Origin of the sequence: Wolbachia endosymbiont of Aedes albopictus (genome assembly GCF_024804185.1) — a bacterium.
In the GTDB taxonomy this organism is placed as follows: domain Bacteria; phylum Pseudomonadota; class Alphaproteobacteria; order Rickettsiales; family Anaplasmataceae; genus Wolbachia; species Wolbachia pipientis_B.
Genome location: NZ_CP101657.1, coordinates 289693 through 316644, shown reverse-complemented (window position 1 = coordinate 316644; position 26952 = coordinate 289693). Strand labels below are relative to the sequence as shown.

At 35.9% G+C, this 26952-nt stretch carries 27 protein-coding genes, 1 tRNA gene, 2 rRNA genes and 2 pseudogenes; 15 read left to right on the top strand and 17 right to left on the bottom strand.

From position 1 onward, the window contains the following. Nucleotides 1–81 precede the first annotated feature (81 nt). Nucleotides 82–276: a hypothetical protein gene (locus NHG98_RS01575; protein ID WP_259245478.1), complete on the bottom strand. Its 195-nt coding sequence runs from the start codon at nucleotides 274–276 to the stop codon at nucleotides 82–84. A 32-nt stretch (nucleotides 277–308) separates the two neighbouring features. Between NHG98_RS01575 and NHG98_RS01570 the strand changes: the two genes are divergently transcribed. Beyond that, nucleotides 309–437 (top strand): hypothetical protein, encoded by a 129-nt coding sequence (locus NHG98_RS01570; protein ID WP_259245477.1) that lies wholly within the window; start codon nucleotides 309–311, stop codon nucleotides 435–437. Nucleotides 438–452: 15 nt separating this feature from the next. Here the strand turns inward: NHG98_RS01570 and NHG98_RS01565 are convergent, their stop codons facing one another. Beyond that, nucleotides 453–827: a ferredoxin family protein gene (locus NHG98_RS01565; RefSeq protein ID WP_096617230.1), complete on the bottom strand. Its 375-nt coding sequence runs from the start codon at nucleotides 825–827 to the stop codon at nucleotides 453–455. 61 nt (nucleotides 828–888) lie between these two features. Between NHG98_RS01565 and dprA the strand changes: the two genes are divergently transcribed. Then, on the top strand, nucleotides 889–1977 hold the full coding sequence (gene dprA, locus NHG98_RS01560; RefSeq protein WP_096617228.1) for a DNA-processing protein DprA: 1089 nt from the start codon (nucleotides 889–891) through the stop codon (nucleotides 1975–1977). Nucleotides 1978–2198: 221 nt separating this feature from the next. Here the strand turns inward: dprA and NHG98_RS01555 are convergent, their stop codons facing one another. Together NHG98_RS01555 and NHG98_RS01550 are read right to left on the bottom strand one after the other, a co-directional pair. After that, nucleotides 2199–2927, bottom strand: coding sequence for a triosephosphate isomerase (locus NHG98_RS01555; RefSeq protein WP_096617226.1), 729 nt, complete (start codon nucleotides 2925–2927; stop codon nucleotides 2199–2201). 22 nt (nucleotides 2928–2949) lie between these two features. Continuing rightward, nucleotides 2950–3022, bottom strand: a tRNA-Thr gene (locus tag NHG98_RS01550). Nucleotides 3023–3099: 77 nt separating this feature from the next. On the opposite strand from NHG98_RS01550, the gene rsmA reads away from it, so the two are divergent. Both rsmA and guaB read left to right on the top strand, forming a co-directional pair. Beyond that, nucleotides 3100–3918 (top strand): 16S rRNA (adenine(1518)-N(6)/adenine(1519)-N(6))-dimethyltransferase RsmA, encoded by an 819-nt coding sequence (rsmA, locus tag NHG98_RS01545; RefSeq protein WP_096617238.1) that lies wholly within the window; start codon nucleotides 3100–3102, stop codon nucleotides 3916–3918. 31 nt (nucleotides 3919–3949) lie between these two features. Next, a complete protein-coding gene (gene guaB / locus NHG98_RS01540; protein ID WP_096617224.1) occupies nucleotides 3950–5443 on the top strand; it encodes an IMP dehydrogenase in 1494 nt (497 codons plus the stop codon). A 10-nt stretch (nucleotides 5444–5453) separates the two neighbouring features. On the opposite strand, the gene fsa is transcribed toward guaB, so the two are convergent. From fsa to pstC, 5 genes are all read right to left on the bottom strand, one after another. Next, on the bottom strand, nucleotides 5454–6095 hold the full coding sequence (gene fsa, locus NHG98_RS01535; RefSeq protein WP_096617222.1) for a fructose-6-phosphate aldolase: 642 nt from the start codon (nucleotides 6093–6095) through the stop codon (nucleotides 5454–5456). A gap of 39 nt (nucleotides 6096–6134) precedes the next feature. Continuing rightward, nucleotides 6135–6512: a hypothetical protein gene (locus tag NHG98_RS01530; protein WP_259245476.1), complete on the bottom strand. Its 378-nt coding sequence runs from the start codon at nucleotides 6510–6512 to the stop codon at nucleotides 6135–6137. After that, nucleotides 6493–6837: a F0F1 ATP synthase subunit epsilon gene (locus NHG98_RS01525; RefSeq protein ID WP_096617220.1), complete on the bottom strand. Its 345-nt coding sequence runs from the start codon at nucleotides 6835–6837 to the stop codon at nucleotides 6493–6495. The genes NHG98_RS01530 and NHG98_RS01525 overlap by 20 nt, the downstream gene beginning before the upstream one ends. A 22-nt stretch (nucleotides 6838–6859) precedes the next feature. Beyond that, on the bottom strand, nucleotides 6860–8269 hold the full coding sequence (atpD, locus tag NHG98_RS01520; protein ID WP_096617236.1) for a F0F1 ATP synthase subunit beta: 1410 nt from the start codon (nucleotides 8267–8269) through the stop codon (nucleotides 6860–6862). A 101-nt stretch (nucleotides 8270–8370) separates the two neighbouring features. Further along, nucleotides 8371–9459, bottom strand: a complete 1089-nt coding sequence (gene pstC, locus NHG98_RS01515) for a phosphate ABC transporter permease subunit PstC (protein ID WP_096617218.1) — start codon at nucleotides 9457–9459, stop codon at nucleotides 8371–8373. 107 nt (nucleotides 9460–9566) lie between these two features. Between pstC and rpmH the strand changes: the two genes are divergently transcribed. The 3 genes and pseudogenes from rpmH (at nucleotide 9567) to NHG98_RS01500 (ending at nucleotide 10334) form a co-directional block, all read left to right on the top strand. Beyond that, the gene (gene rpmH / locus NHG98_RS01510; protein WP_096617216.1) at nucleotides 9567–9701 is read left to right on the top strand and encodes a 50S ribosomal protein L34; all 135 of its coding nucleotides are present in this window, start codon (nucleotides 9567–9569) and stop codon (nucleotides 9699–9701) included. Nucleotides 9702–9768: 67 nt separating this feature from the next. Continuing rightward, nucleotides 9769–10044: pseudogene (gene rnpA, locus NHG98_RS01505) on the top strand (ribonuclease P protein component); the annotation flags it as partial. An 83-nt stretch (nucleotides 10045–10127) separates the two neighbouring features. After that, the gene (locus tag NHG98_RS01500; RefSeq protein ID WP_096617212.1) at nucleotides 10128–10334 is read left to right on the top strand and encodes a hypothetical protein; all 207 of its coding nucleotides are present in this window, start codon (nucleotides 10128–10130) and stop codon (nucleotides 10332–10334) included. An 18-nt stretch (nucleotides 10335–10352) separates the two neighbouring features. Here NHG98_RS01500 and rrf read toward each other — a convergent pair. Together rrf and NHG98_RS01490 are read right to left on the bottom strand one after the other, a co-directional pair. After that, nucleotides 10353–10459, bottom strand: a 5S ribosomal RNA gene (gene rrf / locus NHG98_RS01495). Nucleotides 10460–10525: 66 nt separating this feature from the next. After that, nucleotides 10526–13291: ribosomal RNA gene (locus NHG98_RS01490) — 23S ribosomal RNA — on the bottom strand. A 335-nt stretch (nucleotides 13292–13626) separates the two neighbouring features. On the opposite strand from NHG98_RS01490, the gene NHG98_RS01485 reads away from it, so the two are divergent. Together NHG98_RS01485 and NHG98_RS01480 are read left to right on the top strand one after the other, a co-directional pair. Beyond that, nucleotides 13627–14703: a methyltransferase domain-containing protein gene (locus tag NHG98_RS01485; RefSeq protein ID WP_096617765.1), complete on the top strand. Its 1077-nt coding sequence runs from the start codon at nucleotides 13627–13629 to the stop codon at nucleotides 14701–14703. 58 nt (nucleotides 14704–14761) lie between these two features. Beyond that, on the top strand, nucleotides 14762–16546 hold the full coding sequence (locus tag NHG98_RS01480; RefSeq protein WP_096617763.1) for a ribonucleoside-diphosphate reductase subunit alpha: 1785 nt from the start codon (nucleotides 14762–14764) through the stop codon (nucleotides 16544–16546). Nucleotides 16547–17447: 901 nt separating this feature from the next. On the opposite strand, the gene NHG98_RS01475 is transcribed toward NHG98_RS01480, so the two are convergent. Further along, entirely contained in the window at nucleotides 17448–17609 is a 162-nt protein-coding gene (locus tag NHG98_RS01475) for a hypothetical protein (RefSeq protein WP_259245475.1), read from the bottom strand. A gap of 101 nt (nucleotides 17610–17710) precedes the next feature. On the opposite strand from NHG98_RS01475, the pseudogene NHG98_RS01470 reads away from it, so the two are divergent. Continuing rightward, nucleotides 17711–18067: pseudogene (locus NHG98_RS01470) on the top strand (TrbC/VirB2 family protein). 2 nt (nucleotides 18068–18069) lie between these two features. Here NHG98_RS01470 and NHG98_RS01465 read toward each other — a convergent pair. Beyond that, complete coding sequence (locus NHG98_RS01465; RefSeq protein ID WP_096616508.1) at nucleotides 18070–19068, bottom strand: pyruvate dehydrogenase complex E1 component subunit beta; 999 nt, start codon at nucleotides 19066–19068, stop codon at nucleotides 18070–18072. A 114-nt stretch (nucleotides 19069–19182) separates the two neighbouring features. On the opposite strand from NHG98_RS01465, the gene NHG98_RS01460 reads away from it, so the two are divergent. After that, the gene (locus NHG98_RS01460) at nucleotides 19183–19323 is read left to right on the top strand and encodes a hypothetical protein (protein WP_259245474.1); all 141 of its coding nucleotides are present in this window, start codon (nucleotides 19183–19185) and stop codon (nucleotides 19321–19323) included. Here the strand turns inward: NHG98_RS01460 and NHG98_RS01455 are convergent. After that, nucleotides 19308–19493: an IS630 transposase-related protein gene (locus NHG98_RS01455; RefSeq protein WP_096616506.1), complete on the bottom strand. Its 186-nt coding sequence runs from the start codon at nucleotides 19491–19493 to the stop codon at nucleotides 19308–19310. The two genes, NHG98_RS01460 and NHG98_RS01455, sit on opposite strands and share 16 nt — an antisense overlap. A gap of 73 nt (nucleotides 19494–19566) precedes the next feature. On the opposite strand from NHG98_RS01455, the gene NHG98_RS06500 reads away from it, so the two are divergent. Together NHG98_RS06500 and topA are read left to right on the top strand one after the other, a co-directional pair. Beyond that, nucleotides 19567–19698 carry a TomO hydrophobic C-terminal domain-containing protein gene (locus NHG98_RS06500; protein WP_458694702.1) on the top strand — a complete coding sequence of 44 codons (132 nt, stop codon included), beginning with the start codon at nucleotides 19567–19569 and terminating at the stop codon, nucleotides 19696–19698. 87 nt (nucleotides 19699–19785) lie between these two features. Next, the gene (topA, locus tag NHG98_RS01450; RefSeq protein ID WP_096616504.1) at nucleotides 19786–22236 is read left to right on the top strand and encodes a type I DNA topoisomerase; all 2451 of its coding nucleotides are present in this window, start codon (nucleotides 19786–19788) and stop codon (nucleotides 22234–22236) included. Nucleotides 22237–22401: 165 nt separating this feature from the next. Here topA and NHG98_RS01445 read toward each other — a convergent pair whose 3' ends face one another. Beyond that, a complete protein-coding gene (locus NHG98_RS01445; RefSeq protein ID WP_096616502.1) occupies nucleotides 22402–23049 on the bottom strand; it encodes a heme exporter protein CcmB in 648 nt (215 codons plus the stop codon). A 107-nt stretch (nucleotides 23050–23156) separates the two neighbouring features. On the opposite strand from NHG98_RS01445, the gene NHG98_RS01440 reads away from it, so the two are divergent. Continuing rightward, nucleotides 23157–23549 (top strand): TraR/DksA family transcriptional regulator, encoded by a 393-nt coding sequence (locus NHG98_RS01440; RefSeq protein WP_096616500.1) that lies wholly within the window; start codon nucleotides 23157–23159, stop codon nucleotides 23547–23549. 164 nt (nucleotides 23550–23713) lie between these two features. On the opposite strand, the gene ubiB is transcribed toward NHG98_RS01440, so the two are convergent. Further along, nucleotides 23714–25144: a 2-polyprenylphenol 6-hydroxylase gene (gene ubiB / locus NHG98_RS01435; protein WP_096616498.1), complete on the bottom strand. Its 1431-nt coding sequence runs from the start codon at nucleotides 25142–25144 to the stop codon at nucleotides 23714–23716. Next, complete coding sequence (locus NHG98_RS01430) at nucleotides 25141–25881, bottom strand: metal ABC transporter ATP-binding protein (protein WP_096616496.1); 741 nt, start codon at nucleotides 25879–25881, stop codon at nucleotides 25141–25143. Before NHG98_RS01430 ends, ubiB begins: the two co-directional genes overlap by 4 nt. On the opposite strand from NHG98_RS01430, the gene NHG98_RS01425 reads away from it, so the two are divergent. Beyond that, the gene (locus NHG98_RS01425) at nucleotides 25873–26754 is read left to right on the top strand and encodes a zinc ABC transporter substrate-binding protein (RefSeq protein WP_096676777.1); all 882 of its coding nucleotides are present in this window, start codon (nucleotides 25873–25875) and stop codon (nucleotides 26752–26754) included. The genes NHG98_RS01430 and NHG98_RS01425 overlap by 9 nt on opposite strands. The last annotated feature ends 198 nt before the right edge of the window (nucleotides 26755–26952 follow it).

Sequence of the window (26952 nt, the reverse complement as noted above, 5' to 3'; positions counted from 1 at the left end):
GTACGAACGTTTGTTAAGGTACAACAAATGGTGTCATCCCAGTGCTCCTTTTTTTGTCATCCGAGTAGCTGATACTGGGATCTATTTTGCATGTAACTCCAATTGTGTTTTGGCATAAAACGCGACGTGTATTAGACTTATTTGCAAGCAAAGCTTGCTAGATCCCAGTGTCAAGCACTGGGATGACATCATAGGGACACTGGAATGACACCATTCTTTTTTCTGGATCCCAGTGTCAAGCACTGGGATGACATCATAGAGGCACTGGAATGACATCATAGGGGCTACTCGGATGACAAAGGAGGGCAGTGTCAGCTACTTGCATGACACCACCTGCCACCTGCAAATTGCAATGTTTGTACGATTGTGCGTCACGCGCTGGAATGACAAAGAAGAGTGAGTTGCTAGTTTTTTATATGGTTATGCAAGGAGTTTAATCTTTTTTTTTAATATTATTCTAAATTTTCATCAAAATAAGTTGTTTTATCCTTTTTTTCCTTATACTCTTCTGCAGTATAGAGAGGTTGCTTTTTAGCTGTGATATTTGGCCATTTTTGTGAGTATTCTACATTTATATCGTAAAATAACTTGAAAGTTTTTTGTTCGCTGCTCAGCAACTCTTCATCTAGTTCTAAAATATCTTTTATGGAATCATCAGTTACAATTGCATCTACTGGACACTCAGGTATGCACACTCCGCAATCAATACATTCATCTGGGTTAATCACGAGCATGTTTTTACCTTCATAGAAGCAGTCAACGGGACATACTTCCACACAGTCCGTATATTTACATTTTATGCATTTATCTGTAACAAAATGCGTCATAAAACACTGTATATTTGCATTATCTTGGGTACACTAAATTGATAAGAAATTCAAGCCTTTTATGAAGATAAATAAATTGAACAACAAAGAATTAGAAGTATGGTTAAGCTTGGCTAGAACTATAGGACCAATAAAATTTTTTAGTATACTAAGAACACATGGATCGCTAGATGAGGTGCTAAAATATCTCAATAGAGTGGCTAATAATAAGGTGTATGGCATTCAAGATGCACGAGAAGAAATCAATAATGCAGAAAGAATTGGAGCTAAAATTATACCCGCATGTGACCCAGATTACCCTGATCTTTTAAGAAATATCTCTAATTGTCCTCCTGTAATAACTGCGTTTGGTGATATATCATTATTAAGCCGTGAGATAATTGCAATAATCGGTGAGCGTAACTCTTCAATGAATGGAAGAAATTTTGCCAATAAGTTGACACTTGATTTAAGCGAAGCTGGTTTTGTTATTGTTTCTGGACTTGCAAAAGGAATCGATACTGCAGCAAACAGTGTAATATACAAAAATCATCCCACTATTGCTGTTACAGCAAGCGGAATTGATGTGGTGTATCCAAAAGAGAATTTTGATCTATACAAAAAAATCACTGGGAACGGTGGGTTAGTAATCACTGAGCTTCCATTTGCTACTAAACCAAAGCCTCAATATTTTCCTCAAAGGAATCGAATTATATCTGGCCTATCGCTGGGTGTTGTAGTGATTGAAGCATCGAAACGTTCTGGCTCTCTAATAACAGCAGATTTTGCTTTAAATCAAGGGAGAGAGGTGTTTGCAGTTTCTGGTTTCCCTTTAGATTCACGCTGTAGTGGTAGTAATTATTTAATTAAAAACGGTGCTAAGCTTATCGAATCCGCTGATGACATAATAGAGAGTATTAGGTTTAGTTTACCTCCGCAGCAAAAAAACCTATTTGATGTTGAGCACCATTCTGTTAACCAAAAACAAGAAAAATTACAACAGGCAAAATCTGTTATAGTTGATCATATTAACTCTGTACCTGTTGATATAGATGAACTTATATTAGCAAGCGGACTTTCTACCAACATAGCCCTAATGGCTCTTTTAGAACTGGAGTTGGAAAACAGAATAGAGCGTTCACCAGGGAATAAAATATCGTTAATTTTCTAGATTACTTTAGCTATGTCGTTTTACTAGATGTTCGTACAGATATAGCTAAAGTGGCTTAGGTTTACCTACAACTTGAAAAACAACAAATTCGTCATTCCGCTACTCGTTAGCGGAATCTATGCTGAGATACCGCGAATGAATCGCGGTATGACGTAGGGAAATCTTTTTTGGGTTAGCTATATATGCTTGACACTGAAATGATGTCATTTGTCATAGGATTCTTAGTTGCTGATTTTAGAATTGATAAGAGAAAACTTTTTTTCAACTTGTTGTATAATTTTATAAAAGTGATCGAAATCTAAGCTTGCACTACCAATTAAAACTCCTGATAAATTTGAAATATTTAACAAATTTTCTATATTTTCTGAACTGACTGAACCACCATATATAATGTGTTTTTTACCAGTACACAATTTTATTACCTCTATCACCTCAGCAATTGCATCATTATTTGGCATATGACCTGTGCCTATTGCCCATATTGGCTCATATGCTACGGTATATTCACCGTGTGTTGGCAAGCGGTTTTTGCATTGATATTCTATTACTTCTTCTGTTTTTTCATTCTTATAATCTTCTGAATTTTCACCTACACAGATAATTGGGTGTAAGCCTGATTCTATTGCTATTTCCGACTTAAGTTTTATTTCACTATCTTTTTCATTGGCCCTTTCAGAATGCCCAAGTATTACGTAAGTACACCCTAGTTCTTTTAACATTTCTGCGCTAATTTCACCTGTGTAAGAACCGAACTTTTTATGATGGCAATTCTGTGCTCCTATATTAATATTATTGTTCAACTCTATACTGCTTGGAAATGATGTAAAAGGAGGGCAAATTACTAATTTAGAGGTAATTTCGTTGCTCTTGTTGTTAAGTTTGCCTATAAAGTCAACAAATGAAGAACGCATTCCATTCATTTTCCAATTTGCTACTATTAAAAAGGACATCAACTTTACTTATTAGTGAGAGTGCCGGCTGTCGGACTTGAACTGACAACCTCCTGATTACAAGTCAGGTGCTCTACCAATTAAGCTAAGCCGGCATAAACACATTAATAATATACAATTATCAATGGATTTTAGTCAACTGATTTTTAAAATACTATATAATGAAAATAATATGAGAAAATTTTTACTGAAGCCAAAAAAGAGTCTAGGGCAAAACTTTATTTTATCGAGTGAGATAACAAAAAAAATCGTCTCTTTAGCTGGTAGTCTGGAAAATTTTAATGTCATTGAAATTGGTCCTGGATATGGTGCATTAACAAGAGAAATATTGGTGCATAATCCAAAGTCTCTACTTTCTATAGAAAAAGATAGAGATTTAGTAAAGCACCATGACCAACTGCTAAATGAGCATCAAGGAAAGTATAGAATTATAGAAGAGGATGCACTACATGTTACAGAAGAAGAGCTGATAGAGCGCCCAGTTAAAGTTATTGCTAACTTGCCTTACAATATCTCAGTAGTGTTATTTTTAAAGTGGTTGAATAATATAAAATTTTTTACGAGTTTGACATTAATGTTTCAAAAAGAGGTAGCAGATCGCATTACGGCAAGACCCAATTCTAAAGATTATGGTTCCTTATCAGTGCTAAGCCAGTTACTATGTGATATAAAAAAGGAATTTGATATTGAACCTAAAGAGTTTTTTCCAAGGCCAAAAGTACATTCTTCAGTAATTACAGTAAATCCTTTGCCTACCCCAAAGTTTGCAGTAAATTTGGAAATCTTAACAAGATTAATACGTGCCGTTTTTGCTCAAAGAAGAAAGATGCTGAGAAATAGCTTGCAAAATATAACGAACCACACTGAAACTGTCCTTGAAAACGCTAAATTGAGTGGAAACGAACGTCCAGAAAACTTAACTATTGAGCAGTTTTGTTTGCTGGCAAATAATGTAGAATGCTTATTTTGCAAAAGCCCTATTGCAATTTAATTAATTGGCGTATAAGCTTTAAATAAAGCCTATGAAAAAAATGGAAGCTTGTTATTCGTTTGACGATATACTTCTTTTGCCAGCCTATTCTAATATATTGCCTCGCGATGCAGATACAAAAACTTATTTAACAAATAATATAGAACTAAATATCCCTCTCATATCCTCTGCAATGGATACTGTTACTGAATCGGGCTTTGCAATAGCTATTGCCCAACATGGAGGGATAGGTTGCATACATAAGAATTTATCAATAGATGAACAAGTTTTAGAAGTAAGAAGGGTGAAAAAATATGAAAGTTGGATCGTGTATAACCCAATCACGATTTCACCGGATAAAACAGTTGCGGAAGCAATTTCATTAATGAGAGAGCACAATTATTCTGGCATTCCTGTAGTCAATCAACGCAAGTTAGTTGGAATTTTAACTAACCGAGATGTGAGGTTTATTGAAGACCAGAACATGAATGTAAAAGTTTCCGAAGTGATGACAAAAGATAAGTTAGTGACAGTGCGGGAGCAGGGAGTGAATAGTGCCTCAGCAATGAAATTGTTGCATGAAAATAGAATAGAAAAGCTTTTGGTCGTAGATGAAAATTCTTGTTGTATAGGTTTAATTACGGTTAAAGACATTGAAAAATACAATAGATACCCAAATTCATGTAAAGACAGTAAAGGACGGCTCAGAGTTGCCGCTGCAATTGGCACTGGTAAAAAAGATGGTATAGAAAGATGTGAAGCTTTGATCGGAGAAGAAGTTGATGTAGTTGTTGTGGATACTGCTCACGGTCATTCCGAAAACGTTATCAATACCATTAGGGAAATAAAAAAGATGTATCCTAATACGCAATTAATTGGCGGAAACATTGCAACAAAGGAGGCTGCTGAAGCGTTGATTGATGCGGGTGTTGATGCAGTGAAGGTCGGAATAGGACCAGGATCAATCTGTACAACCAGAATAGTTACAGGTGTTGGTGTGCCACAATTCTCTGCAATCAAGAATGTTGCAGAGGCGTGTAGAGCAAGAAACGTCAGACTAATTGCTGATGGTGGGGTAAAATACTCAGGAGATGTTGCAAAAGCTATTGCAGCTGGTGCTGACTCTGTGATGATTGGTTCGATTTTTGCTGGCACTGACGAAAGCCCAGGTGAGATTATCATGTATAAGGGCAGAGCATATAAAGGCTATCGAGGAATGGGATCTATTAGTGCAATGAAACGAGGTTCAGCTAGCCGTTATTTTCAAGATAAAGATTCAAAACTCAAATTAGTTCCACAAGGAGTGGAAGGAAGAGTTCCATTCAAAGGTCCAGCTTCAGGAGTAATCCATCAGTTGATTGGCGGATTGCAAGCTGCAATGGGGTATACTGGTAATAGGAATATAGAAGAGATGAAAAAAAATTGTAAATTTGTTACTATTACTGCATCAGGATTAAGAGAGAGCCATGCTCATGATATAATCATTACACAAGAAGCTCCAAATTACGCTTATCAAGCGTCCAATTTGTCAACCAATTCAGAGTAGTGACCGTTTATTATTTTGCACCCCAGTCTTTTTCAAATATTGCTAGCCCTTGGTCAGTAAGTGGGTGATTGATTAATTGTCTAAGTACTTTTGCTGGCACAGTAATTGAATCAGCACCAAGCCTTGCAGCTTCTATTACATGCGCTGGGCTTCTCACTGATGCAACAAGAACTTTAGTATCAAAACCGTAATTAGAATATATAGTACATATATCTTCTATTAGCGATAAGCCATCATAGCTTATATCATCAAGGCGACCAACAAAAGGAGAAATAAAACAAGCACCGGCCTTAGCGGCAAGCAGTGCTTGTCCAGGAGAAAAACATAATGTGATGTTAACAGGTATTTTACGCTCTGTCCACAACTTTTTACAAGAAATTAATCCTTCATATGTAAGGGGCAATTTTACCACAACATTATCAGCGATTTTCGCTAACTTAAGGCCTTCTTTAACCATATCTGCATGGTTATTTGCAACAACTTCAACACTAACAGGCCCCTTGATAATAGAGCATATTTCACGCACTAAATCCTCGTATTTATCTTTACACCCGGACTTTACTATTAAAGAAGGATTAGTTGTTATGCCGTCAATGAACTCCTTTAGTTCTTTAATTTCATTTAAATCAACGCTATCAAGAAAAATTTCCATATTAATCTCCTATTAAAAAACTATCTTTACAAAACATTGTCATCTTTGAAGGCAAAAGTACAAAAATGGTGTTATCCCAGTGTCCGCTACAGAACTGTACGAACGTTCAGTAAGGCAAGGTGTCATTCCAGTGTTCACCTTTGTCATCCCAGTGCGCGACACTGGAATCCAGCTTATTTCATCATAGAAATTGTTTTCGACATATGTTTCTAGAATCCCCTGCCAATTGCATGATTTACAAATATTTTTACACCTAGATCCCAGTGTCACGCACTGGGATGACAAAGGTGAACACTGGAATGACAGGAAAGAGAATACTGGATGACAGAAAAAAAAGCACTTGGATGACAAAAGTTGGGCTACTTGGATGACAAGACCGACTTTTTGCCTAAAATAACTAAGAAAGAAATTTCTCATCAAGATAACTTAAATATATACTAATTCTCTTATTTTTAAACAATTTCTCATCATGAATTGCACGATCAAAAACCTGAATTTGACTTGTTATAATGCTACAATTATTATTTGCAACTTCTAATACGCCACTATCAATTACAACCTTCTTTTCTGTTTGGTTACTCATTTTAACAGTAATCATACCAGGCAATAAATAAATTAAGTAAGGAGCATGGTGAGCTAAAATCATAATCTCCCCTTCGAGCCCAGTTGCTGAAAGAGAAACCACTCCACTGAATGAAATTTGATCATCAGGAGAGAAAAATTGTATTTTAAAAATATTCATAATCTTTAACTTTTATTTAGCTTCAGCTTGCAGCCTTTTTTATTGCTTCATCTATATTCCCCACCATATAAAAAGCAGCCTCTGGTAAGTGATCATATTTACCTTCAACAATCTCTTTAAAACTGGAAACAGTATCAGAAAGTGAAACAAATTTACCAGGCATACCAGTAAATATTTCTGCAACGTGAAAAGGTTGAGAAAGAAATTTCTGAATCTTACGAGCCCTATCAACAATAATTTTATCTTCATCAGATAGCTCATCCATACCAAGTATTGCAATAATATCTTGCAGTGATTTATAAGTTTGCAATATACGTTTCACCTCAGAAGCTACCTTATAATGTTCTTCACCAATGATTTCAGCAGATAAAGACTGAGAAGTTGAATCAAGTGGATCAACAGCAGGGTATATTCCCATTTCAGCTATTTGCCTTGACAACACTGTGGTGGCATCAAGATGAGAGAATGTAGTTGCTGGGGCCGGATCAGTTAAATCGTCCGCAGGAACATATATAGCTTGCACAGAAGTAATAGAGCCAGAAGTTGTTGAAGCTATTCTTTCTTGCATTGCACCCATATCAGTTGCAAGGGTTGGCTGATAACCAACAGCTGACGGTATTCTTCCAAGTAAAGCAGAAATTTCAGAACCAGCTTGTGTAAAACGGAAGATATTATCCACAAAAAATAGAACATCTTGGTTTTCACGGTCACGAAAATACTCTGCCATAGTAAGTGCTGTTAAAGCAACTCTAGCCCTTGCTCCAGGAGGCTCATTCATCTGACCATAAACCAAAACAGCTTGAGATTTTTCATGCTCATTTATATTTATTACATTTGAAGTGATCATCTCGTGATAAAGATCATTACCTTCACGCGTTCTCTCCCCTACCCCGGCAAACACAGAAAATCCTTTATGAGCTTTTGCTATATTATTAATTAATTCCATTATCAGGACTGTTTTACCAACACCGGCTCCACCAAATAAGCCAATTTTTCCTCCTTTAAGATAAGGTGCAAGAAGATCTATAACTTTTATTCCCGTAACTAAAACTTCTTCCTGTATTCTCTGTTCAGTAAAACTTGGAGGTGCTCTGTGTATAGGCTCTAAGTTATATTCTCCCTTCAGTGGACCGCACTCATCTATAAGCTCTCCAACAACATTAAAAATCCTTCCTAAAGTTGAACGCCCAATTGGCACCGATATTGGTGCACCTGTATCAACAAATTCATCCCCCCTTGATATGCCATCTGTGCTATCCATAGCAATACAACGAACTATATTGTCACCTATATGCTGCGAAACTTCTAAAACCAGCTCTTTATCATTATATTTTAGTTTGCTTTTTAAAGCATTAAATATTTTAGGCAATTCACCTTCAAATTTTATATCAACAACTGCTTGAGTTACCTTAATCGCTCTACCTATATTCATCTCTTTATTTTTATCACCTAACACTATAATTCCATAAAAGAACTTCTAAAGAAAATAAATCTTATATTATTAATAGAAATTTTGCAACATTAAAACGCTTACTAGTTGCGCTTCATTACAAACAATGCAAATGCATTTAATAGCCAAGTAATAACAAACAATACTAAGCTAAGCGCATAAGCAGCAAGAGTTTGCACACTATTGAAATCCTGATCTCCGGTAAGTAATGTAGCGATCTGCACGGTAATGGTAGTAACTGAATTAAGAGGGTTAAAAGTCAAATTTGCGTTGATTCCCACAGCCATTAGCACAATCATTGTTTCACCTATCACTCTTGAAATTGACAATAAAATTGCACTTAAAATTGTAGGCATTGCATAAGGTATTGTTATATGCCATATAGTTTCCGCTGGGGTTGCGCCAAGTGCCATGAAGCCATAACGCAAGCTTTTTGGAACAGATCTTATGGCATCTTCGAGTAAAGAAATAATAAAAGGAAGAATCATTATCCCAATCGATAAACCGGCAACTAAGGCACTTTCTGAGTGTATACTTAAACCAAAAAAATTTACTACCTGCTTTATAAAGAAAGACAAAAACACAACCGCGAAATATCCATATACAACCGTAGGAATAGCAGACAAAACTTGCAAAGTTGTATTAACAATATAACGCACTTTCTCACTCGCATATTCACTAATATATATTGCAGAAAATAAACCAAGCGGAACGACAACTAACATTGCTATAATAGTTATAAGTAATGTACCCACCAAAAGCGGCACTATACCAAAACATCCTATCTTCTCTTCATTAATAGTGACTACATTGTGGCCCCATTTCAAGCAAAACAAGAATTCTGAAATAGCTACTTTATTAAAAAAATTAATGGATTGAATAAAAATAGATAGCATTATAAATAAAGTGATAAAAAATGATATGGCCAAAGCCACAAATAACGAAAGTTTTATTATCTTATTTCTTTTATTTTTAAAGACAAAAGCAAGCATGAAAAAAAGTAACGCTATAGAAATAAAAGTTACAAAACAATTATTATAGAGTACTAACAACCAAGCTAGCATCCATACACAACTAAGATATAGATAAGACTTAACCTTATTTACTTCTTGAAACCTACTAAAACAAAATAAAAGGATTAGTAGGACAGGTATGACTATCACCAAATTCATTTTCCCATGCATCAAATTTTATTCTACGAAAATGTCATATAAGTTCACCATCATTTGACAATAAAGTAAAACAATTTAAAATAAATAATTATATTAATATAAAAACAATGAAGAGAACATTTCAACCAAAAAATTTGATAAGAAAGCGCAGACACGGATTTCGTTCACGTATGGTAACAAGAGCTGGAAGAAAAATCCTTAATAGGCGCCGTTTATTAGGGTGTAACAAATTATGCGCATAGTAAGTATAAAAAAAAAGATTTTTCCTTTGCTTTCAAAAATAAGTTAGCATTCAGCAGTCTTTTTTATCGTGGGCTTTATATATCACTGTACGCTATAAAAGAAAGAGAACCTGAAAAGTACACTCATACTATTAGAGTAGGTCTGGCTATCAGTAAAAAAGCCGGAAAGGCAGCAAAAAGAAATAAAATAAAAAGGCAATTACGAATGCTTGCTAAAATTAGCATTTTAAATATAAGCAATATAGGGCACTACTACATAATACTAACTCATAGAAACATTATACAAGCAAGTTATAAAAACTTACAAAAAGATCTAACTATTTGCTTAAAAAAGATAAAATAAAAAAAATCTCAATTAAGGTATTTACAACTATATTTTTTATGATAACATAGGCAAAATTTTTAAAATAGATTAATAGGTGTTTAATGGCAGGGGATATAACTAAAAATGAAGGCGTAATTCATACAAGTGAATACAGAGAAGGCTTCGATAGTTTTAAGAAGTCATTTAATCAAACACAATGGCTGGAAGCAATGAAACAAGGCCTATTTCTACAAAACAGGCAACCTGAGTCAAAAATGTTAAGCCCGAATGTAGAAGACTTGGTTAGTAAGAAAACAGAGGTTAGTTAAATAAAGAAATTTTTATAAACTTGGCAGCGACCTACTCTCCCTTTTCAAGTACCATCAGCGCTAAAAAGTTTCACTTCCGAGTTCGAGATGAGATCGGGTGGTTCATTTTTGCTATAGCCACCAAGTCAATAAAAATTTCTAACTTAACAATTTTAACTTAATATTTAACACTGCATACACACATATAGAAAGCAAATAAATCAATCAGGCTATTAGTACTAGTTAGCTTCACATGTTACCATGCTTCCACACCTAGCCTATCAACGTGGTAGTCTTCCACGGCCTTAATTGGGAAATCTTTTTGAAGAGGGTTTCTTGCTTATATGCTTTCAGCAATTATCCCATCTATACATAGCCACCCAGCGATGCTATTGGCATAACAGCTGGTACACCAGAGGTATATCCATCTCGGTCCTCTCGTACTAGAGTCAGACCTTCTCAAATTTCCTTCACCCACGGCAGATAGAAACCGAACTGTCTCACGACGTTCTAAACCCAACTCACGTATCACTTTAATCGGCGAACAGCCGAACCCTTGGGACCTTCTTCAGCCCCAGGATGTGATGAGTCGACATCGAGGTGCCAAACGGTGTTGTCGCTATGAACGCTCGAACACCATCAGCCTGTTATCCCCGGCGTACCTTTTATCCGTTGAGCGATGACCCTTCCATACAGAATCACCGGATCACTATGACCGACTTTCGTCTCTGCTTGGCTTGTCAGCCTCGCAGTCAGGCAAGCTTATGCCATTATACTATCAAGCTGATTTCCGACCAGCTCTAGCTTACCTTCGCACACCTCCGTTACTTTTTAGGAGGCGACCGCCCCAGTCAAACTACCCACCATACAATGTCCTAGTTCCAGATAATGAAACATAGTTAGATATCAAAAGTGTAAAGGGTGGTATCTCAAGATTGACTCCATTATAGCTAGCGCCATAACTTCAAAGTCTCCCACCTATCCTGCACATCACACTTTTAATAGCAATGTAAAGCTATAGTAAAGGTGCACGGGGTCTCTTCGTCTAACCGCGGGTACCCCGCATCTGCACGGGGAATTCAATTTCGCTGAAGTGATGTTGGAGACAGTGGAGAAATCGTTACGCCATTCGTGCGGGTCGGAACTTACCCGACAAGGAATTTCGCTACCTTAGGACCGTCAGTGTTACGGCCGCCGTTTACTGGGGCTTCAATTTAGAGCTTGCACCCCTCCTATTAACCTTCCAGCACCGGGCAGGCGTCAGACCCTATACTTCCACTTACGTGTTTGCAGAGTCCTGTGTTTTTAGTAAACAGTCGCTACTCCCTATTTTGTGCCACCTACTCATAGTTGCCTAAAAGCAGGTTACCCTTCTTCCGAAGTTACAGGTATAATTTGCCGAGTTCCTTCAACATCATTCTTTCAACACCTTAGTATACTCTACTCATCCACCAGTGTCGGTTTGCGGTACGGCCTCATAAATATAAGTGCTATTTCCTGGAGCTTCTTTTAAGCATAAACCAATCCAATAAGGTCTATACAAATACGAAACCCGTCACACTTAAGAGGTTTAGGAATATTAACCTAATTGCCATCGACTACTCCTTTACGGACTCGCCTTAGGAACCGACTAACCCTACGCAGATTAACTTAACGTAGGAACCCTTAGATTTTTGGTGAGAGTGTTTTTCACACTCTTTTACGCTACTTATGTCAGCATTCTCACTTCCGATATCTCCAGCAGTTTTCACAAACCACCTTCATAGACTTACGGAACGCTCCGCTACCGCGCCTATTGATCGAAATCAATAAGCACTCACATCTTCGGTATACAGCTTTAGCCCCGGTACATTTTCGGCGCAGAAAAACTTATTTAGACAAGTGAGCTGTTACGCTTTCTTTAAAGGATGGCTGCTTCCAAGCCAACCTCCTAGCTGTAATGGTTTTTCTACTTCCTTCCCCACTTAGCTGTAATTTTGGGACCTTAGATAGTGATCTGGGTTGTTTCCCTTTCCACCACGGACTTAGCACCCGTAGTGTGCCTGCTGTATAATTAATTGTTGGTATTCGGAGTTTAGTTAGATTTGGTAAGACGGTGAATCCCCCTAGTCTATCCAGTGCTCTACCCCCAACAACATACATACAACGCTCTACCTAAATAGATTTCGCGGAGAACCAGCTATTTCCAAGTTTGATTGGCCTTTCACCCCTAATCACAACTCATCCAATAATGTTGCAACATTAACTGGTTCGATCCTCCAGTGTGTTTTACCACACCTTCAATCTGGTCATGACTAGATCACTTGGTTTCGGGTCTAATCCATAAAACTAAAACGCCCTATTCAGACTTGCTTTCGCTACGCCTACACCTAACGGCTTAAGCTTGCTTCATAGATTAACTCGCTGACCCATTATGCAAAAGGTACGCTGTCACTCTAAATATCAATAAATTGATATAGAGCTCCAACTGTTTGTAAGCACTTGATTTCAGATTCTATTTCACTCCCCTCCCGGGGTTCTTTTCACCTTTCCCTCACGGTACTTGTTCACTATCGGTCGTTAAGTAGTATTTAGGCTTGGAGGATGGTCCCCCCATATTCAAACAGGATTTCACGTGCCCCGCTCTACTCAAGGATTTAAAAACTTTCTACTTATACAGGACTATCACCTTCTATGGTTACTATTTCCAGAGTATTCTAATTCTTATTCTTAAATCACTAGCCTTTTCCGCTTTCGCTCGTCACTACTAACAGAATCTCGGTTGATTTCTTTTCCTTTGGCTACTTAGATATTTCAGTTCACCAAGTTTGCTTTACATACTTAGTATGTAATAACTAGCTAAGCTAGTTGGGTTTCCCCATTCGGAAATCTGCGGATCAAAATTTGTTGACAATTCCCCACAGCTTATCGCAGCCTGCCACGTCCTTCATCGCCTCTTAACGCCAAGGCATCCATCAAGTGCTCTTAATAATTTATTTATCCGACTATATGCAGAATATGCAGAGTTAAATATTATTAAAATTGAATTGAGATTAAATTAATCTCTACCATAAAACTTGTCAAACATCTAAAAACTAAATTAATCTTTTATATATTATAACCTAACAAATAATATGTCAACGCCTTTTTGTACAAAACATTTACTTATATTATCAACAGTAATATACTAGCAATCCTAAACAGTACAATCTGAGAAATACGCGGTAAACTTATATATACAGTAAAAGTTAATGAAAAAGATATTTTGTAAGATAAAATGTGTTAAAATCAATTGCCTAAAAATGATAATGAACATTCGGAGTATTTCTAATGTATGAAAAGTAATCTCTCTTTTATAAAAAATGTTGCTTTAAATTGTATGTCTAAGCTTATTGGCGTATTAAATATTAAGAAAGTAAAACACTTCATTGTGAATAAATATAATACTCTTCATAAAGAAATGACAGTGCTTCTTAAAAAATCTAAGAACCTGTTAAACGCCAACATTGAAATCGGTTTATATCACTTTTATAAAGGTAGCATATCAGATGCAAAGTTACGATTTTGGTTAATTAGCATATTTTACCCCCATTTATCCATAGTCTGGTATAACATCGGAAGGTGTCATTTTGCGGTAGGGAATACTAACAAAGCTTATAATTATTTAACACAGACACTAAAATTAGATAGTGATCACGAGGAGGCATCTTACTATATAAAAAAAATGACAAACTCAGCGCCTATTACAGAATTGCCAAAAAACCTCATAAGACAATATTTTGATTACACAGGTGAATATTCTGTTGAGCATTGGTTGATTGCTAAACAGTATAGAGGGCATGAACTTGTACACATGATAATTACAAAAATCTTCAACAACTCTACTTCTGAGCTCAATATACTTGACCTTGGTTGTGGAACTGGAATATGTGGTCATTTCTTGAAAATAAATAGTACTGGAAGCCACATAACAGGAATTGACATTTCAAGTAGAATGCTAAATATCGCAAGAGGGTGCTTTATAAAAGGTAAGCCTGTTTACAATGAATTAATACATATGGAAATGAAAGAGTTTCTTAAACAAGAGAAAAACCAGCAGTATGATGTAATTATCTTTGCTGAAGTGCTACATTATCTACATGACTTTCAAGAAGAATTGGAATTAGCAAAAAGATCTACGAGCAAAAAAGGGGTTATTATATGTTTAATAAGAAGAAAGGAAGGTGAAGGTATTGACTTTGTAAACAAAGGAGACTATTTTCGTCACTCAGAAAGTTATGTTCAACATGTTGCAAAAAAAATAAATATGCAGATAAGTTATATGAGTTACTGTAAAATATATGGCAGTCAGGTTGACGGTATCTTGTTTGCATTACAGCATCAACAAGAAAGTCCGAAAAACCCAACTTAAAAATCGCTCAAAATGACTTTTAAGTACCTATATATAATAAAAGAATAAAAGGAATTTTATGAATAACATTACTATTAATTACGCAAAGGATAGCAAATTAACCGATTTTGGAAAAGCAGTTCTATCAGACAGGTATTTAATAGAAAATGAAAGTTACCAAGACCTCTTTGCACGTATTGCTAATTACTATTCTGATAATAAAGAACATGCGCAGCGTCTTTATGACTACATGAGCAACTTGTGGTTCATGCCTTCAACACCAATACTCAGCAATGGTGCCACCAAGAGAGGGTTGCCTATATCTTGCTTTCTTAATGAAACCGAAGACAGCTTGCAGGGAATAGTTGACTTATGGAATGAAAATGTTTGGCTTGCTGCACGTGGAGGAGGCATAGGTAGTTATTGGGGAAATTTACGTTCAATTGGTGAAAGTGTAAAAGGTAGTGGTAAAACATCAGGAATTGTACCATTTATTGTGGTGCAAAATGCTCTAACGCTCGCAATTAGTCAGGGATCCTTAAGGCGAGGAAGTTCAGCAGTCTATCTTCCTGTATCTCATCCGGAGATAGAAGAGTTTCTGGATTTGCGCAAGCCAACAGGCGGTGACCCAAATCGCAAAGCGTTAAATATACATCATGCTGTAATAGTAACAGATAAATTTATGCAGGCTGTTGAGAATGATCAAGAATGGAATTTAATAAGCCCTCACAACAATAAGGTTATTTCAACTGTAAAAGCGCGGGATATATGGATCAAAATATTAACAGCAAGGGTTGAAACTGGAGAACCTTACATTATTTTCCTTGATGCAACAAATAACAATAAGCCAGAATCTTACAAAAAGCTCAACTTAGACATCAAGATGTCAAATCTATGCAGTGAAATAACTTTAACTACAGGTTATGATCACCTGAATAAGTCACGCACTGCTGTGTGTTGTCTATCATCCGTAAACCTTGAGTACTACGAAGAATGGAAAGACAATAAACTCTTCATAGAAGATATAATGCGCTTTCTTGATAATGTATTGGAAGATTTTATAAATAAAGCACCGAATGAAATGCAGCGAGCAAAATATTCTGCAGCCAGAGAACGCAGTATTGGTTTTGGCGTGATGGGCTTTCACTCATTTTTACAAAGCAAAATGGTTCCTTTTGAATCAGTAACAGCACAACAATGGAATAAAAAAATATTTAAGTATTTACGCGAGCAAGCAGATATAGTTTCTAAAAAATTAGCAGAGGAAAAGGGGGCATGTCCTGATGCCAAAGAAGTTGATCTAATGGAAAGGTTTACACACAAGCTCGCTATTGCTCCAACTGCCTCAATCTCCATTATTGCAGGCAATACCTCTCCTGGAATAGAGCCATATGCAGCAAACGTATTCATACAAAAGACACTTACAGGCTCATTTGTAGTGCGAAATAAATTCTTGCAAAAACTATTAGCAGAAAAAAATCAAGACAATGATAAAATATGGTCTTCAATTTCAACAAACGAGGGTTCTGTTCAGCACTTAGATTTTCTTAGTGAGCATGAAAAATTGACATTTAAAACAGCGTACGAGCTTGACCAAAGATGGATTATAGAACATGCAAGTGATAGAACTTCGCATATTTGTCAATCTCAATCAGTAAATCTGTTCTTACCTGCCAACGTACATAAACGTTACTTGCAAAAAATACACATGCTTGCTTGGAAAAAAGGATTGAAGAGCTTATATTACTGCAGATCACAATCAATGCAGAGAGCTGATAAGGTCTCGCATGACATATTCAAAAAAAGTGAAATATTGCAACACAAAACAGATATTGACTACAATGAATGTTTGTCATGCCAGTAGTGGCCTTATTCAAAAAAGTAGAGAGAAAGTTAAGCAAATGGGAAGGAAATATAATAGACTTCTTGCATAACCATATAACATTGGGAATAGACGAAAAAACTTACTTGACAAGCTTCGCCAGCCCCCTTATTATGACAATAAGGGTATTTATGACTCAAAACTTGTTTTTGACCTGCAGGCTCAATGACAAAATTCAGTAAAAAACTCAGAGTATTTATTGGCGGATTACATAAAATTATAGCGGCTGCATGTCTTTTTTATTTTTTCTACATTCAGCCAAATCGCGCTTAAACTAAGCGTCAGCACATTATTACAGCGCCACTTACAGTAATATAGAGTCAAAACTCGCTACTCGTGGCTTCTTTTGCCTTTTTTTTCGTTTGGTAAATTTCTTAATGTTTGTAACTAAACGACAACCGTCATCCCGCTACGTGTTAGCGACTAAGAGATACCGCGAATGAATCGCGGTATGACGGTTCGTGGCGGCATGACGGTTAAGCAATTCGTCATCCCGCAGCGGGATCTCTTGTTAGCGGATGAGATACCGCGAATGAATCGCGGTATGACGTAGGAGTGCTGTCATGCCAGTGCGTGACACTGGGATCTAATTTTTTATGCAAAATTACTATATTTGCAAATAGATACAATTTGAAATAATTTATACTATGAAGTTACGAAATGAGATCCCAGTGTCAGCTACTCGGATGACATCATAGAGGTGCTGGCCTGACAATCGTCATCCCGCTATGTGTTAGCGGATGAGGTACCGCGGCGGAATGACGGTTAAGCAATTCGTCATCCCGCTACGTGTTAGCGGCTAAGAGATACCGCGAATGAATCGCGGTATGACGGTTAAGTAGGGTGTCATCCCAGTCTGGGATCCAGAAAAATTGATTGTGTACTATACAATATTTTCGATCAAAAGCTGGATTCCAGACTGGAATGACATCATAGGGGCTGCTTTCATGACATCATTCTTTTTCCTGGATCCAAGTAGTCTGGGCACTGGGATGACATCGTTTACTATGTGCCATATTACAATGTTCGTGCAGTTGTGTGTCAACTACTTTTGTGGCATCGTTTGTTATTCAATCTTTATGCTAGTTTTACTAAAAATTATAGTATTTTAGGTATAATTGCAATATCTAAATTTAAGGTATAGGGATGAACCCTAGGAAAGTTTTTAATATTCTTTTTATAGTATTATTTATTTCTTTTTCTCATGTTGGGAGTGCTGCCGCTGACACTAATACTGATACAACTGCTCAAGTAATATGTAATATTATTGGCTAAGTTTGGGGAATAGGCGGACCGCTTATGACCGTAGTGATAATAGGTGCAGCTTTGCTTGCGATATTTGGTAGAATGCCATGGCCAGCTCTTTTTGCACTCGGTATATTTTGTGCTGTATTTTTCGGTGCTAAAACTATTGTGACAAAAGTAATGGGTGGTATAGGCAGCACTGGAAATACTTACTTGATGGACCAATGTGGAACAGGAGACACAAAAAAGAACCAATAGGGTTATTTTTTTCTAAAGCAGACCTGATGCACGGCTTCAGCTATCTCTTCCACTTGCGGTAATGCTTTTTTTTCTAGGTTTGCAGCGTAAGGTAAGGGGATGTCCTTGCCAGTTACGCGCATAACTGGAGCATCAAGGTAGTCAAATCCTTGTTCCATAACAACGGCTGACAGCTCTGCTCCTATTCCTGCAAATGGCCATCCTTCTTCTACACTAACTAACCTATTAGTCTTCTGAATAGAGTTGATAACAGTTTGAGTGTCAAGTGGTCTTAAGGTTCTGAGGTCAATAACTTCAGCTTCTATACCTTCACTCGAAAGTAAATCTGCTGCATTTAAGGCATCCATTAATTTTAATGAAAAAGCAGTGATAGTTACATCCTTTCCTTCCCGTATAACAGCAGCTTTGCCTATCTCAAGTAGATAATCTTTGTTTGATAGCTCAGAGTCAGAAACTTCATGCTCATGTCCATAAGCTATTTCGTTTTCTAGAAATATTACCGGATTAGGGTCACGAATTGCAGCTTTAAGCAGACCTCTGCAATCTGAGGCAAAATAGGGTGCTATTACTTTTAACCCCGGTATATGCGAATACCAAGCTGCAAAGCATTGAGAATGTTGTGCAGCAACTCTTGCTGCAGCGCCATTTGGTCCACGAAATACTATAGGGCATCCAAGTTGTCCGCCTGACATATAATTTGTTTTTGCTGCGGAATTCACAATTTGGTCAATAGCTTGCATAGAAAAATTAAAAGTCATAAACTCGACTATTGGCTTTAATCCAGCAAATGCCGCTCCAACAGCAAGGCCAGCAAATCCATGTTCGGTAATAGGCGTATCAACTACTCTGTTTTCTCCAAACTCTTTCAGTAATCCTTTCGTTACTTTATAAGCACCATCATACTCTGCAACTTCTTCACCCATGATAAGCACATCAGAGTCGTTTTGCATTTCTTCTCTAATTGCTGTGCATAAAGCTTCTCTTACACTTAAGGTTGCCATTTATAAACCTTTATAGACTTTAACTAAAATAACTATATCAGAATTACTAGGAAGCGTACAAATTAAGTTTTACAAACTGACCTTACCCAGATGATATGAATAAGTATTGCTTAGTTGGAAGCAAGAGAAGATAATAACTTCTCAGAGTGGATAGGTGGCAGTTCTTTTGAGGCACTTTCTGCTCTTACATGGAGTGTAGGGAGAAGACTTCGTGACCCAGATTCTGCCAAAGGTGAGGCTCAATCACCTTTCTGATAGCCTGAAGATGGCTTTATGTTTCCTGTTTCTTTTTTCCTTTTCTTCCATAAATATATTGTTTTTATATTCAGTTTAAATATTTCACTAATTCTTTTTATCGTCATTGTTTTTTCATCAACTGCTTTGAGAACTTGTTCTCTGAGGTTTTCACTATATGGGCTTGGCATTTTTCATCTCTTTAATATGCCATTATAACCTATTCTATCCTTCAGGTAAACCTTTCTTGGGTTAGCCATAGCAGTGGGAACAGCAGTTGGAGCTTGTTGTTTGGTTGCTGCTGCAATCATATACTATTGTAATAGACCTTCAAATTCACTTGAAAATAGCAAGGTCCAAGGGTTTTCTAGAAACCATGAACAGCCTACTCTGTAAAATTCACAAGACCTATTAAAATATTTTTTTACTTTTCATCGTATATTTCTCAACATATTATCTTTAAATACTAAAATAATTAACAATATGGCATTATTAATAGTTGAATCACCTGCGAAAGCAAAGACAATAGGTAAATATTTGAGCAAAGAGTTCAAAGTAGCTGCATCTTTTGGCCATGTGAGAGATCTTCCAGCAAAAAATGGCTCCGTCGATCCGGATAATGATTTTGCTATAAAGTATGAAACCATTGAAAAAGCAGAAAAGTATATAAAAGAGTTAGTAAAAGCAGCAAGTAAAGCATCAGATATATATCTTGCAACAGACCCAGACAGAGAAGGAGAAGCAATGGCTTGGCATGTGATAGAGATATTAAAAGAAAAGAAAGCAATCAGTAATGAAAACAACATTTATAGAGTAGTCTTTAATGAGATAACAAAGAGAGCAGTACAAGAAGCAATAAAGAATCCACGTGAAATTAATATGGACTTAGTGCGTGCACAGCAAACACGCAGAGCTTTGGATTACCTGGTTGGATTTAGTTTGTCACCACTGTTATGGACGAAATTGTCGGGGAGCAAGTCTGCAGGGCGAGTGCAGTCTGTTGCATTAAAGCTTATATGCGAACGGGAAGATGAAATCAGTAAGTTTATAACACAGGAGTATTGGAGCATAAAGGCAGAAATGCAAAATAGCAAAGATGAGACTTTTTTTTCTATGCTAAGCCACTATGATAATAAAAAGCTAGAAAAATTTGATATTAAGAATGAAGAAGAGGCAAAGAACTTAGTCAGGGAGATTGAGTCAAGGCAGTATGCTGTAAGCACAGTAGAACGCAAGCAAGTTAAGAGAAACCCGCTTCCTCCATTTATTACTTCAAGTCTTCAGCAAGATGCAGTGAACAAGCTGTATTTTAACGTGAAAAATGTTATGCGCATAGCGCAAAATTTATATGAAGGTATCGATATTGGTGGTGAAATTGTAGGGTTGATAACTTACATGCGTACAGATGGGTTTTATATTGCAGATGAGGCTATAAACTCAATTAGAGGGTCAATTAAGTCGTTATATGGTGATAAATATTTACCACAGTCTCCTCGTAAATATGTAAAAAAGGTCAAAAATGCTCAAGAAGCACATGAAGCGATCCGGCCAACTGATATAAATAGAACACCAAATAGTATTAAGGATTATCTAACGCCAGAGCAATTTAAATTGTACGATTTAATCTGGAAAAGAACCATTGCAAGTCAAATGGAATCGGCGATTCTTGATCAAGTGGTAGTTGAAATTAGTTCTACTGATCAGAAAGTGATTCTGCGAGCAAGTGGATCAAGTATATTCTTTGATGGTTTTTATAAAGTCTATCAAGATAACATGGAAGCCGAAAATGAAGGCCTGCTACCTGCCATGAAGGAAGGGGAAGCGTGTAAGCTGATTTCAGTTGAGCCAAAACAGCATTTCACTCAGCCGCCACCTCGTTATAGTGAAGCAAGTATCGTTAAAAAAATGGAAGAAATCGGTATAGGTCGCCCGTCAACTTATGCAACAATTATTTCGGTATTACAAGATCGTGAGTATGTTTCATTAGATAACAAAAGGTTTATTCCAAGCAGCCGCGGTAAAATCGTTACTATATTTTTAGAAACTTTTTTTCAGCGTTGTGTAGAGTATGATTTCACAGCACAAATGGAAGAAAAGCTTGATTTAATCTCAAATGGACATGCAGATTGGAAAAAAGAATTGAGCCATTTTTGGGTGCCATTTTTTGGTCATGTAAACTCTGTCAAGCAAATGACGCATGATGAAGTTTTCAGCGGCATTCACGATTTGGTAATCGATTGGTTTTGTTCAGAAGAAGGAAAAAAAGAGGTGAATACGAAATGTCCTATTTGCTCTGATGGCATATTGAAATTGAACTTTGGGCGAACAGGAGTGTTCCTTGGATGTTCTAACTATCCTGAATGCAACCATACAAAAGAAATTACGGGCAGTAATGACAATTCAGAATATCCAAAAAGTTTAGGTATAGATGATATAACAGGACAAGAGGTAGTAATTAAAAAAGGTCCTTTTGGGCTTTACCTGCAGTTTAATAATGAGTCAGAAAAGAAAAAAGCGGTTTCTATACCAAAAGATATAAATGTTAATGAGATTGATCTGAGCACCGCTACTCAATTACTTTCCTTGCCGAAAGTAATCGGAGAACACCCTGAAACCGGAAAGGAAGTAAAAATAGGCCTTGGACGATTCGGGTACTATATTTTCTATGATGGTAGATACTTTTCTCTTAAGAAAAGCTCCAAAGAGGTGCTGAATACAGAATTGAGCGAAGCTGTACAAATTATTGCAAACAGTCCACGCAAAGAGTTAAAATCTCTCGGAGTTAATGAAAAAGGAAAAGAAGTTTTCATCTGCAACGGTAGGTATGGATTCTATATAAAATGCGGTAAAACAAACGTTGCTTTGGGCAAGAGTGCAGATATTGAGAGTATAGATTTGAAGAAGGCTTTAGAGTTGATTAAGAATAAAAAGTAGACTTCTTGCATAACCATATGACGAGCTTTTATTGGGAATAGAAATGAAAAAACTTGCTTGACGCCATTTGTTGTAAACTCACTTTTTCTTGATTTTTTGGTTTATCTTGTCTACCTATTTTGCCACTCTGCTAAACGGATACCTACTGAATAACAGTAAGATTTTTCAATCCTGTTCCACAGCAAATTTTAATGCCATGTGAGTAGTTATAGTGCTGTTAACAATCAAAATGATAAAAATTAACATGGTGATTAGTAGTGTATAAATGTTCAAGGACAAATTTTCAAATTGAGTTAGCATTTTAAAATACACAAAGGTTGGCATTATCATTGGCAAAACAAGAATTTGCGATACTCCTGATGCTAAGTTGTTTCGACCAATCATCAATGCATTTCCAGTAGCTGAAATATTAATGATTATCAGCGTATTAAATAATAAAGACACTCCAACTGCCATTGAGTGTTCAATACTATTGCCTAGAACTGCAAAGCTGAATATGGAAGAAATTACTGAAATCGGTAGCCCAAATAATAACCAGTGAGCGAAAATTTTATAAGCAACTATAAACCTAGAAGAGAGTGGCTGTACAAAGATTTGCTCTAATATTCCATCATGATAATCAGATGTAAACAAATTATTTGTAGAGATCTGCAAAACAAATGTAGCACATATCCATGTTAATGTTAACATAACTTCTTGTTTATTGTTGTTTTCAAGTATAAATGAAGATAAATTTAACATTATAATAAAAATACATACTATATAGGTAAGGTTCTTACTATCTATTACTAATTTTTTTACTAAGTTGATCATACTAGGCTTTTAAATGTTTATTATAAATTATAGTGTTTACTTTGAGGGTAGTATAATTTTTTGTTCATAAGTTATATAGGTTTTATTATTTTTTTGATAATGCAATTATGGAAAAGTTACCGAAAATAAAGTTACCAGAGGATTACACTCCTTCAGAAGATGAAGAATATATGAGCGTAAAACAACTGGAATACTTCAGCTTAAAGTTACAATCAATACTTGCTGAGTTGGAGAAACAAGAACTAGAAGATAATAGTATTGATACATACTATTCTGATGGAGATAGTGGAAATGAGGAATTAATCAAGCGCCGAAAAGATAGAAAAGAAAAGATTAAGGAGGCGTTAGAAAAAATAAAATTAGGCACTTATGGTTACTGCGATGGAACAGGAGAAGAAATAGGAGTCGAAAGACTTAAAGCTAATCCGCTTGCTATATATTGTATTGAAGAGCAAGAGAGAGTAGAAAAAGAAAAGAACGTGTACAACATTAATGATTAATTTACACATAAGTGGTGAGCCATTGGGCTTCAAGAGGAGCAAGAGGCGCTGAAGTATGTTATGCTATAAAGAAAGTGGAAAATTGGACATTCTCAACTCGACTCCTGCAGATTAAAAATTAAGTTGAATTAAAAATTGGGTTTGACGCAGTTTTTTCCCATAGTTTAAGAAATTAAAAATTTAACGATTAGAATTATAATTACAAACCACAGTAAAAAATAGACTTTTCCATTTGATTTATTTTTAACTTGGATGTTTTCTAATTTTTTATCAGCTATTAGGTTTAATTTTTCTATAAGGCTAAATATCCCTTGGATTGTTTTTACAGGATAAGAATTTCTAATTTTTTCCCTATACCCTATTTTACTTTCATGTTGACTGCTTATCCACGCTTCAACTACTTTCCACATATTGATTTCTGGGTAGATCTTTCTACATGTCCCTTCCAGTAAAATCATAGTTTTCTGCAGCAATAACAATTGTGTTTGAACTTTCATATCAAAATCACCAGTTATTTTTAATAGCTGAGCAAGTAAACTAGCAAATGAAATCTTCTGTATAGGCTGCCCAATAACAGGTTCACCTATTGCTCTGCAAGCTGTGACAAAATTTCTATGCTGTGATGAAACGTAACCAGCTTTAAAGTGCATTTTTGCAACGTGATCATAATCCCGATTTAAAAAGCCTTTGAGTATCTCTATAACGTAATAGCATGTCTCACGATCTATTCTACCCATGATTCCACAATCCAGGACAATAATATTGTTATTACTATCAACCATTAGATTTCCAGGATGCATATCAGCATGAAAAAAACAATCCCTGTATACCTGATTACAAAACGATTCTATAAGGTTGATAGCTATTTGCTTATGATTATTCAGTTTTTCAATTTCGTATATTGGCGTTGCTTCTATCCATTCTAATGTTAAAACCTTTCTTGAAGTTCTATTCCAATCTACTTCAGGTACATAAAAACCTCTGTCATCTTTTGTGTTTTCCTTTAACTCCGAAGAGTGAGCAGCTTCAAAGCGTAGATCTAACTCTACTCGGCAAATTTCAGCAAAAGTTTTGACTAACTCAATTGGTTTCAGCCTTTTTGATTGTTCGCTAAATTTTTCTGCAATTTCCGCAAACCAAGAAAGCATCTTTATATCCCTTGAGAATGTTTTCTCAATATTTGGCCTTAAAACCTTCACAGCAACTTCCTTACCCTCAGTTGTAACTGCTCTATGCACCTGAGAAATCGATGCTGCTGCAATTGGCTTTTCAGAAAAGCTTGAAAAAATGTCGCTCAATTTACAATTAAACTCACTTTCTATAGTTTTAACTGCTATTTTATGTGAAAATGATGGCAATCTATCACATATCAATAACAAGTTATTTGTTATATCCTCATTTAAAACATCAGTACGTGATGAGATAGACTGCCCAAACTTAATGAACACCGGACCTAATTTTTCAAGAGCACACTTTAGCTTATGGCCTTGTATTTTATTTATTGATTTTTTTGATGATGGAAGTAAATAAGGTAATATATTGTAACGTGTCAGCACTGTAGTTATGTGCAGAAGAAGCAAAATATTTTGAATCATTTTGCTGCGTAACTGCTAAATATTTCATTGAGGGTTCTGTTTTTCATAATCTCATCAGGCTTGCCTTGGCAATAGATAGTATTATTTATACAAATTACGTAATCTGAGGATGGTAGAGCAGAGTTAAGATCATGAGAAGTCATAAGAATCGATACCAATCGTTTTTTTGCTATTTTATTTATAATATCATAAAATTTAGCCCGCGCGTTAATATCCATTGCACTGACTGGTTCATCTAGAATGATCAAGTCAGGCTCTGCAATTAAACAACGTGCAAGCAGTAGTAGTTGTGTTTGCCCTGCAGAAATTTCTAACACTTGATTCTTCAAAATGTTACCGATACCAACCAACTCTATCGCTTCTGCAATAATGGATTGATTTTTCTTTAGTCTTTTCAAGGAGCTATTTAAAAGGAAATATTCAACTGTTATTGGCATCAAATTACTAATACTAAAATTTTGCGGCATATAGCCAATTTTTATGTTGTCAGCAAATATGATATTACCGGTACAGCTTTTATTTATGCCAGCAATTGCTTTCACTAAAGAGGTTTTACCTCCACCATTTGGACCAAGTATTGTAATTATGTCTCCTCTTTCTATGAACATATTGATATTGTCAAGGACTCTTTTACCATCATAGGTGAGAGCAAGATTTTCTATTTTTAGAACACGATTATTGACATTATTCAATTTATTGACAAAATTTAACTTCTTCTCAACGTTTATATGAGACATTTACTGACTTTTTTTCTATTACTTTCATTTACACTATACTATAATATCGCCTTTTCATCCAATTTAAAAGTTGTAGCTACAATCAAACCTATCCACTCACTTGTAGCTTCTGTTACAGAAGGGATTTTAGAACCGGAATTGCTTGGCTATGCAACATCTGCGCATAATTATATATTAAAGCCATCTGATGCGAGTAATTTAGAATCAAGTGACGTTATATTTTATGTTGACGATAACTTAGAGACGTTTGTTCAAACTTTCGCCAAAAATAATAAAGAACTAGCGCAATTGTCAAAGGCAATCAACCTACTTCCTACTCGGCCACATTCATTTTCTAGAAAAATCACTCACATTCAAGATGAAAAAGATTTACACATTTGGCTGAGTCCCGAAAATGCAAAGAGCATGATACTTTTTATAAGTGCAACATTGTCTAACATAGATAAAGAAAATTTCCATCGATACAACTCTAATGCAACAAAAGCTATAAAGAAAATAGACCAAGAAGTAAAAGAAATCGTGAAAGAACTGAATGATTTTAAAAATCAAAAATACATCGTCACTCACGATGCTTATCAATATTTTGAAAAATATTTTGGTTTGAATCACCCAAGCGCCATCCTTTCTATAGAAGAGGATTCGTACATAGGTATGAAGAGTTTAATGAAGCTAAAAAAGATAATCAAGGAAGAAAACGTTAAATGTATATTTGCTCATTCACAAGAAGATAGCATAAAGCCTAATGCTCTTTCTAATGACGCAAAAATGGTAGTCCTTGATCCTATTGGATCAGACATAGAGCCTGGAAAAGATGCATATCTAGCTATAATCAATAGCATTGCACAAAATTTCAAATCTTGTTTTGTTGAGTAATAAGTTCCCTTTTAGCTTACTGTTTTATTGTTCTGCAAATCAAGAAGAAGTGAGTTTACAACAAATGGTGTCATTCCAGTCTGGAATCCAGCTTTTTCATAATCATCAAAAGGTTGTATTTTAACATAAAACGGCTACTTTTATGCTTACTAACTTAATAAAATTCCTGGATCCCAGACTGGGATGACATCGTAGGGG

What these genes read in the sequence shown, in the direction of transcription:
- NHG98_RS01575 (WP_259245478.1), bottom strand. Translation starts at nt 276, where the DNA reads ATGTCATTCCAGTGCCTCTATGATGTCATCCCAGTGCTTGACACTGGG.
- NHG98_RS01565 (WP_096617230.1), bottom strand. Translation starts at nt 827, where the DNA reads ATGACGCATTTTGTTACAGATAAATGCATAAAATGTAAATATACGGAC.
- dprA (WP_096617228.1), top strand. Translation starts at nt 889, where the DNA reads ATGAAGATAAATAAATTGAACAACAAAGAATTAGAAGTATGGTTAAGC.
- NHG98_RS01555 (WP_096617226.1), bottom strand. Translation starts at nt 2,927, where the DNA reads ATGTCCTTTTTAATAGTAGCAAATTGGAAAATGAATGGAATGCGTTCT.
- rsmA (WP_096617238.1), top strand. Translation starts at nt 3,100, where the DNA reads ATGAGAAAATTTTTACTGAAGCCAAAAAAGAGTCTAGGGCAAAACTTT.
- guaB (WP_096617224.1), top strand. Translation starts at nt 3,950, where the DNA reads ATGAAAAAAATGGAAGCTTGTTATTCGTTTGACGATATACTTCTTTTG.
- fsa (WP_096617222.1), bottom strand. Translation starts at nt 6,095, where the DNA reads ATGGAAATTTTTCTTGATAGCGTTGATTTAAATGAAATTAAAGAACTA.
- NHG98_RS01530 (WP_259245476.1), bottom strand. Translation starts at nt 6,512, where the DNA reads ATGAGAAATTTCTTTCTTAGTTATTTTAGGCAAAAAGTCGGTCTTGTC.
- NHG98_RS01525 (WP_096617220.1), bottom strand. Translation starts at nt 6,837, where the DNA reads ATGAATATTTTTAAAATACAATTTTTCTCTCCTGATGATCAAATTTCA.
- atpD (WP_096617236.1), bottom strand. Translation starts at nt 8,269, where the DNA reads ATGAATATAGGTAGAGCGATTAAGGTAACTCAAGCAGTTGTTGATATA.
- pstC (WP_096617218.1), bottom strand. Translation starts at nt 9,459, where the DNA reads ATGAATTTGGTGATAGTCATACCTGTCCTACTAATCCTTTTATTTTGT.
- rpmH (WP_096617216.1), top strand. Translation starts at nt 9,567, where the DNA reads ATGAAGAGAACATTTCAACCAAAAAATTTGATAAGAAAGCGCAGACAC.
- NHG98_RS01500 (WP_096617212.1), top strand. Translation starts at nt 10,128, where the DNA reads ATGGCAGGGGATATAACTAAAAATGAAGGCGTAATTCATACAAGTGAA.
- NHG98_RS01485 (WP_096617765.1), top strand. Translation starts at nt 13,627, where the DNA reads ATGAAAAGTAATCTCTCTTTTATAAAAAATGTTGCTTTAAATTGTATG.
- NHG98_RS01480 (WP_096617763.1), top strand. Translation starts at nt 14,762, where the DNA reads ATGAATAACATTACTATTAATTACGCAAAGGATAGCAAATTAACCGAT.
- NHG98_RS01465 (WP_096616508.1), bottom strand. Translation starts at nt 19,068, where the DNA reads ATGGCAACCTTAAGTGTAAGAGAAGCTTTATGCACAGCAATTAGAGAA.
- NHG98_RS01455 (WP_096616506.1), bottom strand. Translation starts at nt 19,493, where the DNA reads ATGCCAAGCCCATATAGTGAAAACCTCAGAGAACAAGTTCTCAAAGCA.
- topA (WP_096616504.1), top strand. Translation starts at nt 19,786, where the DNA reads ATGGCATTATTAATAGTTGAATCACCTGCGAAAGCAAAGACAATAGGT.
- NHG98_RS01445 (WP_096616502.1), bottom strand. Translation starts at nt 23,049, where the DNA reads ATGATCAACTTAGTAAAAAAATTAGTAATAGATAGTAAGAACCTTACC.
- NHG98_RS01440 (WP_096616500.1), top strand. Translation starts at nt 23,157, where the DNA reads ATGGAAAAGTTACCGAAAATAAAGTTACCAGAGGATTACACTCCTTCA.
- ubiB (WP_096616498.1), bottom strand. Translation starts at nt 25,144, where the DNA reads ATGATTCAAAATATTTTGCTTCTTCTGCACATAACTACAGTGCTGACA.
- NHG98_RS01425 (WP_096676777.1), top strand. Translation starts at nt 25,873, where the DNA reads ATGAGACATTTACTGACTTTTTTTCTATTACTTTCATTTACACTATAC.
- NHG98_RS01430 (WP_096616496.1), bottom strand. Translation starts at nt 25,881, where the DNA reads ATGTCTCATATAAACGTTGAGAAGAAGTTAAATTTTGTCAATAAATTG.